Annotated in this window: 10 protein-coding genes; 9 read left to right on the forward strand and 1 reads right to left on the reverse strand. The window is 65.4% G+C overall.

All coding sequences use genetic code 11. The annotated features are described in order from the left end of the window. Positions 1–4: 4 nt before the first annotated feature. Positions 5–1,012 carry a LacI family DNA-binding transcriptional regulator gene (locus tag CQ034_RS08080; protein ID WP_091032916.1) on the reverse strand — a complete coding sequence of 336 codons (1,008 nt, stop codon included), beginning with the start codon at positions 1,010–1,012 and terminating at the stop codon, positions 5–7. A gap of 105 nt (positions 1,013–1,117) precedes the next feature. Here CQ034_RS08080 and CQ034_RS08085 point away from each other — a divergent pair, with 105 nt between their 5' ends. From CQ034_RS08085 to CQ034_RS08125, 9 genes are all read left to right on the forward strand, one after another. Continuing rightward, positions 1,118–2,056 (forward strand): dihydrodipicolinate synthase family protein, encoded by a 939-nt coding sequence (locus CQ034_RS08085; RefSeq protein ID WP_105710638.1) that lies wholly within the window; start codon positions 1,118–1,120, stop codon positions 2,054–2,056. 2 nt (positions 2,057–2,058) lie between these two features. Continuing rightward, positions 2,059–4,854, forward strand: a complete 2,796-nt coding sequence (locus CQ034_RS08090; RefSeq protein ID WP_146114818.1) for an alpha-L-rhamnosidase — start codon at positions 2,059–2,061, stop codon at positions 4,852–4,854. Continuing rightward, the gene (locus CQ034_RS08095) at positions 4,838–5,806 is read left to right on the forward strand and encodes an alpha/beta hydrolase (RefSeq protein ID WP_167381583.1); all 969 of its coding nucleotides are present in this window, start codon (positions 4,838–4,840) and stop codon (positions 5,804–5,806) included. Before CQ034_RS08090 ends, CQ034_RS08095 begins: the two co-directional genes overlap by 17 nt. Then, entirely contained in the window at positions 5,803–6,369 is a 567-nt protein-coding gene (locus CQ034_RS08100) for an RpiB/LacA/LacB family sugar-phosphate isomerase (protein WP_105710640.1), read from the forward strand. The genes CQ034_RS08095 and CQ034_RS08100 overlap by 4 nt, the downstream gene beginning before the upstream one ends. Positions 6,370–6,389: 20 nt before the next feature. Further along, complete coding sequence (locus CQ034_RS08105) at positions 6,390–7,169, forward strand: class II aldolase/adducin family protein (protein WP_105710641.1); 780 nt, start codon at positions 6,390–6,392, stop codon at positions 7,167–7,169. Continuing rightward, a complete protein-coding gene (locus CQ034_RS08110; protein WP_105710642.1) occupies positions 7,166–8,623 on the forward strand; it encodes a rhamnulokinase family protein in 1,458 nt (485 codons plus the stop codon). Before CQ034_RS08105 ends, CQ034_RS08110 begins: the two co-directional genes overlap by 4 nt. Positions 8,624–8,698: 75 nt before the next feature. Further along, positions 8,699–9,907, forward strand: a complete 1,209-nt coding sequence (locus CQ034_RS08115) for a right-handed parallel beta-helix repeat-containing protein (protein ID WP_105710643.1) — start codon at positions 8,699–8,701, stop codon at positions 9,905–9,907. An 81-nt stretch (positions 9,908–9,988) separates the two neighbouring features. Continuing rightward, the gene (locus tag CQ034_RS08120; protein WP_091032894.1) at positions 9,989–11,224 is read left to right on the forward strand and encodes a right-handed parallel beta-helix repeat-containing protein; all 1,236 of its coding nucleotides are present in this window, start codon (positions 9,989–9,991) and stop codon (positions 11,222–11,224) included. 240 nt (positions 11,225–11,464) lie between these two features. After that, a complete protein-coding gene (locus tag CQ034_RS08125; RefSeq protein ID WP_167381582.1) occupies positions 11,465–12,814 on the forward strand; it encodes a right-handed parallel beta-helix repeat-containing protein in 1,350 nt (449 codons plus the stop codon). Positions 12,815–12,873 lie beyond the last annotated feature (59 nt).

Raw genomic sequence — 12,873 nt, forward strand, 5'->3', positions numbered from 1 at the left:
GAAGTCAGGCCGGTCGGGTGGTGGTTCCGCGGGGGATGAGAGTCGGCTGCACGACGCGGATGCGATCCGTCTGCGGCACCTCGAGCAACAGATCGACGGCATCCGCGGCGACACGATCGAACGGTACGCGCACCGTGGTCAGCGGCACCGGAAGATGACTTGCGATGGGGATGTCGTTGTACCCGACGATGGATACATCCTCGGGGACGCGTAGACCCAGCCGATGCGCGGCGGCCAGGACTCCGATCGCGGTGTTGTCATTCACGGCGAAGATCGCGGTCGGGCGATCTTCCCGGTCCAACAGCGCCATCCCGCCACGTTCGCCATCCTCGATCTGGAAGCCGAGGGACAGTCGACGGTCGTCTCGCGCCGTGATGCCCGACTCTTGGAGGGCCTGATCCCATCCCTGCATCCGGCCGGCGGCGCTCGATGCATAGGATGGCCCGCCGACGATGCCGATGTCGGTGTGGCCGAGATCGATGAGGTGACGCGTCGCCACGAAGCCGCCGAGGGTGTCGTCGCCGACGGCGGAAGCCGTGACACCATCGGTGCGGAGCGCGAAGACGTGGGGGATCCCGCGATTGCGAAGAGCGGCCGTCGTGTCCATGTCGGTCCGGGCGGTCGTCAGGATGAGGCCATCCACCTTGCGGCGGAGCAAAGCGTCCGCTGCCGAGACGTCCTTATCTTCGTCGTCGCCGGTCGTGGACACCACCGCGAATCTTCCGCGCCGGTCGCATTCGCGGGCGATGGCCTCGAAGAGTACGGCCATGACGGTGTCGGTCAGGCGTGGCACCAGGACACCGATCGTGTCCGTGCCTTGGCGGCGCAGGCTCGAAGCCAGCACATCGCGCGAATAGCCGAGCTCCGCGGCGATCACCCGAACCCGATCGGCGGCCGCGCTCCGCGAGGAGGGAAGCCTCTCATCCAGCACGCGGGACACCGTGGAGATGCTGACTCCCGCGCGTTGCGCAATGTCCTTCAGCGTCGCCGGTCGCGTTCTCTCGACGGTCATCGATGCCCTCTCTTCTGGCATTCAGCGTAGCGGGCAGTTGACGAGCGACGCGTGAATGGCAATACTAGAAACGTTCCTGCAAACGTTACCGGATTGGTTGCACTGATGTCATCCATCGATCTCCGTGGGCTCGTGCCCGCACCTGTCACCCCGTTCACGCCCGACGGCGACGTCGACCATGGTCAGCTTCGGCGACTCGCGCGGTGGCTCTCCGACGTCCAGGGAGTCAAGGGCCTCGTCTGCCTCGGGCACGCGGGAGAAGGAACCTTCCTCACCCCGCGTGAGCAAGTCGCGGTCATCGAGACGCTCGTCGATGAGGTGGGAGATCGCACGCCGATCATCGCTGGTATCACCGGAGAAGGAACGGCCGTCGCGGCTGAAGAGACGGCGCGTGCGAAGGCAGCCGGCGCGGCGGCAGGGTTGGTATACTCCTCGCACGGGTGGCTGCGGTTCGGTTTCCAGCAGGGTGCGCCGCAGGAGCGCTATCGGGAGATCTTCGAAGCGACCGGTCTCCCCCTGATCCTCTTCCAATACCCCGACGTCACGAAGGCGACGTACGACCTTGACACACAGCTCGAGATCGCCGCGCAGCCCGGTGTGTTCGCCACCAAGAACGGCGTGCGCAATATGCGCCGCTGGTACACGGAGATTCCCGCACTTCGGCGCGAGGTGCCAGACCTCCAGGTGCTCACGTGCCATGACGAGTACCTGCTGCCCACGATGTTCGACGTCGACGGCGCGCTCGTGGGATACGGCTCGCTCGCTCCCGAGCCCCTCGTCCAGCTCATCGCAGCAGGCAAGGCCAAGGACTACGCGGCGGCTCACGCTATCCACGAGCAGCTGCTGCCGGTGACGAAAGCCGTCTATCACCGGGGCTCGCATATGGAGGGCACCGTGGCTCTCAAGCTCGGACTCGTCCACCGTGGTGTCCTCGACGACGCGACGGTGCGGTCCCCTCTGCGCCCGCTCGCGCAGGGGGCAGCGGCCGAGATCGGGGCGGCACTCGACGAAGCTCGCCTTCCCGCCGTCGGCGTCACGGTCTAGTCGTGCAGGCAGCACCCCGCGGGTTGCGGCTGGAACATCTTGCTGATGGCGCCTTCGTCGGAACCTCCACTCCTCGACTCAGCTGGCGCTGGGCGGAAGGATCGGCGACGCCGCTGCGCTCGCAGGTCGAAGTGGAGCTCGGGCACGGCCCCGACGTGCGAACGATCGAGGGGGCTCGGTCGTCCCTGATCGAGTGGCCGTTCGCCCCGCTCGGCTCCCGCGCGCGCGGAATGCTGCGGGTGCGGGCCGAGGCCGACGGGGGTTGGGGGCCCTGGTCGGACCCCGTCTCGTTCGAGACCACCTTGTTGGAGGCGGATGACTGGAATGCCGTTCTCATCGAACCCGTCGGCGTGGGGGGTCTCGATGAGCCGGCCCCTGTCTTCTCGACGGCATTCGAGACGGGTGACGTCGAGTCCGCCCGTCTGTACATCACGGCACACGGTGTCTTCGAAGCAGAGATCAACGGCGATCGCGTCGGCGACGAGATTCTCTCGCCCGGTTGGACGGCGTACCGATCGCGTCTGCGCTTCCTGACGTATGACGTGACGACCCTGCTTCGGAGCGGTCAGATGAACTCGATCGATGTGCTGGTCGGGAACGGATGGTTTCGCGGGAGACTCGGATGGTCCGGAGCCCGGGCGCACTACGGCGCCTCCCTCGGTCTCATCGCTCAGCTGGAGGTGACGAGGCCCGATGGGTCGCGGGACACATTCGCGACCGGGCCTGATTGGGCCGTTCGGGAGAGTCATGTGATCGCCGACGACCTCTACGACGGCGTCGAGGTCGACCTCCGGCCCCGACCGCCGCGGACGGCTTCCGTGAGAGTCGGGCCGGAGATCCGTCGCGTTCTGTTTCCTTCCTTCACTGCTCCGATCAGAGAACTGGCGCGTCTGGCGCCGGTCGAGGTGCGCAAGACGGGCGACGGTGCAACACTTGTGGATTTCGGCCAGAACTTCACCGGATGGGTGTCGTTGCGCGTCGCCGGCCTGGCGAGCCGCAAGATCGAGATCCGCCACGCCGAGATCCTCGTCGATGGTGCTCTCGCGACCGAGACGCTGCGCACAGCCCGCGCTCTCGACACCTACGTCCTCGCCGCAGACGAAGCCCGCACTCTCGAGCCGAGGCTGACTTTCCACGGCTTCCGATACGCCGAGATCCGGGGAGCGGACCTCGAGTCGATCCACGACATCGTGGGCGTGGTCATCGGTTCCGATCTGGAGCGTACCGGTTGGTTCCAGTGCAGTGACGAGCGAGTGAACCGGCTCCACGACAACATCGTGCGCAGCGCTCGCAGCAACCTCATCGATGTGCCCATCGACTGCCCGCAGCGTGACGAGCGCCTGGGGTGGACGGGCGACCTGCAGCTGTTCGCGCCCGCGGCCAGCTTCCTCTTCGACATGGCTGCGATGCTCGACAGCTGGCTGACGGATCTCCGCTGTGAGCAGCATCCGGACGGGAGCGTCCCCGCAGTGATCCCGGACGTCATCGGCGAACTGATCGCTCCCGGCGCCGCCCGCGGTGCCGGCTTCTCCGACGCTGCGGTCATGGTGCCGCTCGCCGCCTATCGCGCCTATGGCGATGCCCGGCTCGTGGAGCAGCAGTGGGAGAGCGCGCGCCGGTGGGTTCGTCGGGCGCTGGAGGCGGCAGGCGAGGACCGCATCTGGGAGGGCGGTTTCCAGTGGGGAGACTGGCTCGATCCCAGCGCACCGTCCGGGGACCCTTCGCAGGGCAGTACCCCCGTCGACCTCGTCGCGACCGCAGCGCTCGCGCGCACCGTCGAGGCGTTGTCCGAGCTGGCATCCGTCGCGTCTCCCGATGACGTCCCCGCGCTCCGTGATGAGCACAGCCGGCTGCTCTCGGCATTCACGAAACGCTATGTCACCCACGACGGACTCGTTCTCGGCGACTCTGTCAGCGCATACGTTTTCGCGATCCGCCTAGCCGCTCTCGATCCGCAGCAGCGACTGCGGGCGGCCGAACGCCTCATCTCACATCTGCGCGGTCGCGGCTACCGAGCCTCGACAGGCTTCTTGGGTACTGCGCAGGTGCTCGACGCGCTCGACGATATCGGGGCTTCCGATATCGCGATGCGGATGTTGCTGACGGATCGGATGCCGTCGTGGCTCGCGCAGGTCCGTCTCGGTGCGACGACGGTCTGGGAGAGGTGGGACAGCCTCGACGACGACGGCGTGGTCAACGATCCGTTCATGACGTCGTTCAACCATTTCGCCCTGGGCTCCGTCGCCGACTGGATCCATCGTCGAGTCGGGGGGCTTGCCCCCGCAGCCCCGGGATATCGCACCGCCCGAATCGCACCGATCCTGACCTCTTCGATCTCCTCCGCATCGGTGCGGCACGAGAGCCCGCATGGCGAGATCTCGGTCGAGTGGGCGCGCGGGAGTGACGGCGTGACAGTCGACATCATCCTTCCTCCGGGCGTCGATGCCGTGGTCGACATCCCCGGGGTTCCGGGGCGGCTCCCCTCTGGACGTCACCACTTCAGGACCGGCACGCCGCAGGCATCGAGCAGAGGAGATGATGCGTCGGCGGACCGGCTCGTCGAAGACGTGTTGGCCGACGAAGATCAGGGAACCCGACTGATCGATTTGCTGGTGCGTCTGGGGATTGCCGACGACGATGACGACGCGTACCGCAGGCTCTCGCCCTACGCGAGCATGCCAGTGCGCGATCTGGCCGATGAGATCGCGCACCCGGCATTTCGCGCGGCCGGCCCCTTCGTGCGCCGCGCGTTCCTTGAATCGCTGGGAGAAGGGCGCCCCGATGTCCGCACGTATTGATTCAGAACTCGCAGCGTTGTACGCGGACTTCCCTCGGCTCGACCTCACAGACATGCCCAGCGTGAGGGCCTTCGAAGGGAAGATCGCGGTCGGCTCTCGTCCGTCGACGGAAGGGGGCATCAGCGAACAGGCGATCGACCTCGAGGTCGCAGGGCGGGCAGTGCCGGCCGTGCTCTTCCGTCACGACGAAGGAAGCGCGCATGCGCTCCTGGTGCACGTCCATGGCGGCGGCTTCGTGCTGGGGTCGGCGACCGATCCGCACACTCGCGCCTGGTGCGCCAGGACGGCACGTGAGACCGGAGCCGCAGTGCTCGCCGTCGATTACCGTCTGGCCCCTGAGCACCCGTATCCGGCGGGGCACGACGACTGTCATGCTGCCACGATCTGGTCGTCCGGACACCGGGAGGAGCTGGGAGTGATGGCCGACGCACCGATCATTCTGCACGGGCAGAGTGCGGGCGGCGCGATCGCGGCCGGGGTCGCGCTGCGATTGCGAGACGACGGCCATGACGTCCTGGCCGGCCTGATCCTCGACTGCCCTGTCGTCGACGATCGACTCGAGAGCGCGAGCATGCAGCGATCCGCAGGCGGACCGGTGTGGACCATTGAGGAGGCGACGGTCAGCTGGCGCCACTATCTCGCCCGCAACGAGGGACCTGTGCCGTCGTATGCCGCTCCGGGACGCGCGACTGCTTTCGCCGGATTGCCGCCGACCCTGATCACGATCAACCTGGTCGACGCGCTCCGCGACGAGGCCCTGGAACTTGCGCGGCGGATGGCTTTGGACGAGGTCGACGTCGACCTGCGGATGTACGCGGGATCGCTTCACGGCTCTGCCCTCGTCGGTATGGATGTCGCGGCGGGTGCGGCGATCAATCGTGATCAGTACCTGGCGATCGCGGCTGCGGTGAAAGCCCACAAGCAGATTCGGGAACGAGAGGAACAACGATGACAAGAACACTCGAAGACAAGCGGGTGGTGCTCGGCGCAGACTTCGCCGGGTTCGCCCTCAAGAACGCCGTGGCGGACCATCTCCGATCACGCGGCTGGGCGGTGACCGACCTCACCCCCGTTCGTGACGAGCTGCCCATGTATCACCGAGTGGGATTCCTCGTCGGCTCGCAGATAGCCGAGAGGAAGTTCGAGAAAGCTCTCGCGTTCTGCGGTTCCGGGATGGGGATTCACATCGCCGCGAGCAAGTGTCCACACGTGCATGCCGCCGTCTGCGAGAGCGTGGCGTCGGCACGACGCGCGGCCACAGCCAACAACGCCAACCTGCTCGCGATGGGTGCCTTCTTCACGGGTCCGGAGTTGGCGATGGCGATGGCGGATGCGTTTCTCGAGAGCTCACTCGGTGACGGCTACGAGGAGTGGGACGGGTTCGACACCTATCACCGGCTCGGCTATGACGAGTGCGACGCTTTCGACTACGCCGCGTACCGAGCGAACGGCTTCATGGTGGCGGATGCCTCTGTGCCGCGGCTCGGAGCGCAGCCGCGGGGGCTCGCATTCTGACGTCGAGGGGCGATGAGTCGATGACTGATCGAGATTCCGACGCACGAGCGCTCGCGGCGCTTGCACGGAACATCGCCGGACCGCAGCGAGAGTGGGTCATACTCGCCGAGGGGAATGTGTCCGCTCGCGTCGATGCGGTCACCATGCGGGTCAAGGCCAGCGGGGTGCAGATGGGCACGGCGGACGCAGACGACATGGTCGCCGTATCGATCGTGGAGTTGCTCCGACTGATCGACGATCCGCGGGCTGGTGACGCCGACGTGGCGAGGTTTTTCGATCGTGTGCAGGCGGCCGCCGGTCGCAGGCCGTCGGTGGAGGCTTTGCTCCACGCCGTGTGCCTGGATCAAGCGGGCATCGAGATCGTCGGGCATGCCCACCCCACGGCGATCCTCGCTCTGCTCTGCTCGAGTGATGCCGGACTGCTCGCCAGAGGCAGCCTTTTCCCCGATCAGATCGTCGTGCTCGGCAGTGAGCCGATGTTCGTCCCCTACGTGGATCCCGGGCTCGAGCTCGCGCGCACGGTTCGACGGCTGCTGAGTGCTCGTCGCGATACTCCTCGAATCATGTACCTGCAGAATCACGGCGTCTTCGCTCTCGGTGCAACCGCAGAAGAAGTGCTCCAGATCATTGAGATGGCGGTCAAGTGCGCCTCGGTCGTCCTGGGGGCGCTGAGCGCAGGCGGGCCTCGATTCCTCGAGCCGGCCGATGTGGCTCGGATCGATGAAAGGCCCGACGAGATCTTTCGGCGGGAAGCGCTCGCGGTCGCGCGCCCCCGCGCCTCCTGGGAGCAGAGCGGATGAGAGGGGGTCGCGTCGTCGCTGTCGATCTGGGCGCGACCAGCGGCCGCGTGATCGTTGGTCGAGTCGGCCCGGCGACGCTCGAGACCAGAGCGATCTCGCGGTTCGCGAACAGACCCGTACGCGCGGCCGATGGGCTGCATTGGGATCTCTTCGGCCTATACGCCGAGGCGCTCGATGGTCTGCGCAGGGCGTTCGCGGTGATGCCTGACATCAGGAGCGTCGGCGTCGACTCCTGGGGTGTCGACTACGGGCTTCTTCGCGGAGCGGGTACGTCGCAGGCGCGCCTGATCGGCGCCCCGTTCCACTACCGGGACGACCGCACGGCGCGTGGTGTCGCGCGTGTTCATCAGCGGGTGGCGCCGCCGGAGCTCTTCGCGCGGAACGGTCTTCAACTGCTTCCGATCAACACGATCTACCAGGTGGCTGCAGAGGCTGACGAGTCTCTCGAGCTCGCGGACGCGCTGCTGTTCATCCCCGATATCGTCGGCTTCTGGCTGACCGGCGTCTCACGCTCCGAACGGACCATCGCCTCGACGTCCGGTCTGCTGGATCCGACCAGCCGTACCTGGGACGAGGGCCTGCTCGAGACGCTCGAGCTGCCTCGTTCGCTGATGCAGCCGCTGATCTCGCCCGGCGAGCGACTGGGTGTGTTGTCGCCGACGGTGGCCCAGTCGCTCGGCGCACCCGACGGGGTGAGCGTGACGGCGGTCGGTTCGCACGACACCGCGTCGGCGGTGCTCGCTGTCCCGATGCGGCCGGAGGCCGCCGCCTACATCTCCTGCGGCACGTGGGGTCTCGTCGGAGTCGAGTTGGAGCGTCCCGTGTTGACGCTGGCGGCGCTGACGGAGAGCTTCACGAACGAGGGCGGCGTCGACGGCCGTGTGCGGTTGCTTCGCAACATCATGGGACTCTGGCTGCTTTCCGAAGCCCTCCGCGCCTGGGACGGCGTCGGGAGCTCGATCGATCTTTCGACTCTGTTGGGCGCGGCTGCCGAGGTCGCCGTCGATGTTCCGGTCTTCGATGTCCACGATGCGCGGTTCCTTCCGCCTGGCGACATGCCCGCGCGGATCGACGCCTGGTGTGATGAGCATGGCGTCCCTGCGCCTCGCACTCGCGCCGAGTACGTCCGCAGCATCATCGAGTCGCTTGCACAGGCGTTCGCGGATGCTGCCCACGCTGCCGGTCGCGTCGGCGGCGTCGACGTGAGGACAGTCCACATAGTGGGGGGAGGAGCCCTCAATGAGCTCCTCTGCCAGCGGATTGCCGATCGTGCGGGGCTTCCCGTCTTCGCCGGCCCTGTCGAGGCGACCTCTCTGGGCAACATTCTCGTCCAAGCGCGCGCGGTCGGTCTCGTATCGGGTTCGATCGACTCCCTCCGCGATCTCGTTGGGCGGACGCACATCCCTCGCCGTTATGAGCCGGTTTCCCATCGCAGACGGGAACGTTTGCGTTAACGATCCTATTTCTGGTAGACCTGTTGTGCGCTCGCTCGCCGCGTGTGCTTCAAAGACGAAGGACTGTGAGGATCAATGATGCATCCCATTCGCCTGTCGGTTTCGTCGATCGCCGGTGCGCTGCTGCTCAGTGCGTCCGTCGGTGCGATTGGCTCGCCGGAGCCCGCTCATGCCTTCGCCTGCTCCGTGGTCGATTTCGGAGCGGTCGCCGGTGACGGCATCGACGACACCACCGAGATTCAGGCTGCGCTCGATGCCGGGTGTGGTCCGGTCGATCTTCCTGCCGGGGCGTACCTGATCTCTGCCACGCTCACGGTTCCCTCGGGCGGTGGCATCGTCGGCCCCGGCGTCCTGCACCAGACCGCAGACGTCACGACCATCCTCAACAGCAACACTGCAGCCGGCAACAGTGACATCACCCTCGACGGGTTCGTGATCGACAAGAATTTCGTCGACAACTCCCTCGCCGACGGCATCCGGATCGAACGCTCGACAGACATCGTCGTATCGGGAGTGGAGATCATCGGGATCAGTGCGAGATCGGGAATCGAGCTGTTGCTGTGCGACACGTTCGCCGTCTCCGACAACTATCTTCACGACTACTCGGCCACCGCGACCGGAGTGCTCGGCGACGGCGACCCCGTCTCGATCGACTCGATCTACATCCGCAGTTCCGACAACGGCACGGTCTCCGGGAACCGGATCGAGGACATGGATGCCGGTCCATCGCTCCAGACCGACGGCATCTTCGTCTCCAATGCCGTAGGTGTTCACGTGACCGACAATGAGATCCGCAACGTCGGTGAAGGGATCGACCTCGGCAACACCGAGGACGTTCTCGTCGACTACAACCTCATCGAAGATGCTCAAGCTTTCGGCCTCAAGGTCGGCAACGGCTCGATCGACAGCACATTCGCGTACAACACGGTGGCCCGCGCTCAGATGTCCGGCGTCGTGGTCTTCGGAGGCGCTTCGACTGTCGCGGGTAACGGCCCCACCGAGAACATCACGGTCGACCGCAACGTGATCACCGATACCGGTTCGGATGGGACGGCGGGGCACCCGTTCCCCGGCAGCGCGCGCGCTGGTGTCTATGTCACCGGCGATCGACCGTTCTGGGCGCCCGTTGCCGGCACGATCATCACTGACAACCAGATCACGGACACCCAGACCGTCCACACGATGCAATTCGGGATCCTCGTGGATGAGTACACCGTCGGCACAACCTATGTCGACAACACGATCTCCGGCCACACGGTCGAAGGCCTCAGGGACCTCTCGTAGGTCCGCGACGGACCGGATCGACGGCGCACGTCGGTCCTCAACAGATCGCCGGCGCCGAGCCGGTGAGAGAAGGAGCCAACAATGATGTTCGCCCGCACACAGAAGCACATCTGGCGGACGGTGATCGCCGCATTCGCAATGTCGGTGTTGGCTGTTCCCGCTGCTCACGCGAGTCCCTCGTGCTCGGTCACCTCGCATGGGGCGATCGCCGACGACAGCATCGACGACACTGCGGCGATTCAGGCGTCTCTGTCGTCGGGATGTGGCGTGGTGTCGCTGCCCAAAGGGACCTACATCGTGAGCGATACGCTGCGCGTGCCGAGCGGAGGGGGCATCAAGGGATCGGGCACGCTTCGGCAGACGGCGGATGTCGTGACGATTCTCAATGCGGACACCGTCAACGGAGACTCGGACATCACCCTTGACGGCTTCAAGATCGCGAAGGACTTCGTCAACAACTCGCTGGCGGACGGCCTCCGGCTCGAGCGCGTGAACGGTGCGACGGTCAAGGGTCTCGAGATCACGGGTATCAGTGCCCGATCGGGCATCGAGCTGCTCCGCTCCAGCGACTTCACCATCACTCGCAATCACTTGCACGGGTACTCCGCCGATCAGACCGGCGCCCTCGCCGACGGGGACCCGATCTCGATCGACTCCATATACGTGCGGCTGTCGAGTGGTGGCACCGTGTCGCACAACCGGATCGAGGACATGGTCGGCGGGCCCGGTCTTCAATCCGATGGCATCTTCGTCACCGGTGACGACGTCGTGGTGGAGTACAACGTCATCAGGAACGTCGGCGAGGCCGTCGACGTCGGTGCTGCCGACAACGTCACCGTCCGATACAACCGAGCGACCGACATCTCGGGCTGGGGATTGAAGATCGGCAACGGCTCCAGTAACAGCGTCATCACCCGCAACTACGTGGAGCGTGCCCAGCTCGCCGGAATCGTCGTGTTCAATGGCGCGTCGACGATCGCAGGCAACGGCCCTACGGAGAACATCGAGGTCAGCTTCAACACGATCCTCAACACGGGTTCACAAGACAAGACGACTCACGCCATCCCCTTCATTCCGCGAGCGGGCATCTCCCTGCACGGATACCTGAGTGCATGGGCCCCGGTAGCCAACAGCGTCGTGAAGAACAACGTGATCATCGACACCTACCGGCCGCACCGCATGGAGTACGGCATCTGGGAGGATCTGAACAACGTCGACAGCACGATCTCGAACAACGTCATCATCGGAGCAGCGAAACAGCAGATCCGGGACGATGTGACGCCGTGGTGCACCGATTCGACCTGTGAAGAGTACTGAATCCCGCGCGATGACAGCGTGAGCGCCCGGTTGAGGGTGGTCGGATTCCGTTCGGCCACCCTCAACCGGAACTGATCCGCGCGGTCGCTCGCGCAGTCGTTCCTGCAATCGATACATAGACGTGTCGGTCCCGACACCCCGTCCGCAACGATGCGGCCAATCGAAAATGGAAGGAAACACCTCGTGGTCATACAAAGGACAAGGAAGTCCATCGGAACAGCCGTCGCGGGAGCAGTTACCGTGGGCGCTCTCGTCGTCGTCGGATCCTTGCTTGCACCCGCTGCCCCTGCGGCGGCGGTCACCCTCGACCTCAAGTCGGATTTCGGCGCGGTCGGCGACGGCGTAGCCGATGACACGGCGGAGATCCAGGCTGCACTCGACGCCGGGGAACGGGTTGACGTGCCCGCCGGCACCTACCGAGTTACCGGCAATCTGACCCTGACCACGAGTTCGTGGCTTCGCGGCGTCGGGGCCACGTCGGTGATCGACGTCGAAGGCGACTACGAGTTCTTCGGTGACGGAGCGGACAACGTCTCGCTCACCACGATGAAGATCAAGCGATCAGTCGGGGCGAACACGGCGACCAAGAGCCTGATTCGACTCTGGCGTTCGTCGGGTGTCACGTTCGACGGGCTCACCATCACGGGCACAAGGACGACGTCTCCGACGATCTCCGTGCTCGGCCGCTGGGAAGACACCTCTGACGCCAACACCTGCTCCGATATCCGCATCACCAACAACAACATCCAGGACTATCAACGCATCGAAGCGGGAGGCCTTGGCGCGGGCTCGGGGCAGGGCATCAAGGGCACTGGCGTGCTGCTGGGGCATTGCAAGGTGTTCGATGTCTCAGGCAACACGGTCATCGAGAACCAGCGGTTCATCGGCCCGACAGACAGCTATCAGAACTTCCAAGGCGCGGGCATCACGGTAGCGAGCTCGAAGTACGGGGTTGTGTCTCAGAATCATGTCAACTATGCCGGGCAGGGCATCGATATTGGAGGCGGCTACAACGTGCCCGACCGCTCGACGGATGACACGAATCAGGACACTACGGAGGGGTTCCGCGGGTCGACCTTCGTCTCGGTGCATGACAACCTGATCGAAGACATCTACGGACCGGCGATCAAGCTCGTCAATGGAGCCACAGGGAATTCGATCACGGACAACGTGATCGAGAACCCCGGTCTTACCGGCGTGTGGATCACTGCCGGCAACAGTGCTGCGAAGGACCTCTCGATCACCCGGGAGAACATCATCAGCGGCAACACGATCACCGACCCGGGTACGGGACCCGGCGGGGCCGCGTGGCTTCAGGATGCCGCCGGTTCGGGCATCGTCTTCGAGATCGTGAACCCGAACGGCCCCTACGTCAATGCTGATCCGCGACCCCGATACAACACGGTGACACGGAACACGATCACGAGCACCACGGGCGACATGCCGTACGGGATCACGGACGCGGGAACGCAGAGCGAGACGGGGCAACAGTACGCGTACAACAACTACATCATCTCCAACTCCATCTCCGGGTGGTCCCTGGCCAGGGACAGCATCGATCCGGCGCGGAACTTCGCTTTCAATCAGTAGTCAGCACCGGGACCGGCCTCGAGGGGCCGGTCCCGGTGACCAAATAACCTGGGCCGAGC

The sequence above is a fragment of the Microbacterium sp. MYb45 genome, assembly GCF_002979655.1.
Taxonomy (GTDB): domain Bacteria; phylum Actinomycetota; class Actinomycetes; order Actinomycetales; family Microbacteriaceae; genus Microbacterium.

Excerpts from the sequence above, each read along its gene's own strand:
- CQ034_RS08080 (WP_091032916.1), bottom strand. The coding sequence starts at position 1,012 with ATGACCGTCGAGAGAACGCGACCGGCGACGCTGAAGGACATTGCGCAA.
- CQ034_RS08085 (WP_105710638.1), top strand. The coding sequence starts at position 1,118 with ATGTCATCCATCGATCTCCGTGGGCTCGTGCCCGCACCTGTCACCCCG.
- CQ034_RS08095 (WP_167381583.1), top strand. The coding sequence starts at position 4,838 with ATGTCCGCACGTATTGATTCAGAACTCGCAGCGTTGTACGCGGACTTC.
- CQ034_RS08100 (WP_105710640.1), top strand. The coding sequence starts at position 5,803 with ATGACAAGAACACTCGAAGACAAGCGGGTGGTGCTCGGCGCAGACTTC.
- CQ034_RS08105 (WP_105710641.1), top strand. The coding sequence starts at position 6,390 with ATGACTGATCGAGATTCCGACGCACGAGCGCTCGCGGCGCTTGCACGG.
- CQ034_RS08110 (WP_105710642.1), top strand. The coding sequence starts at position 7,166 with ATGAGAGGGGGTCGCGTCGTCGCTGTCGATCTGGGCGCGACCAGCGGC.
- CQ034_RS08115 (WP_105710643.1), top strand. The coding sequence starts at position 8,699 with ATGATGCATCCCATTCGCCTGTCGGTTTCGTCGATCGCCGGTGCGCTG.
- CQ034_RS08120 (WP_091032894.1), top strand. The coding sequence starts at position 9,989 with ATGATGTTCGCCCGCACACAGAAGCACATCTGGCGGACGGTGATCGCC.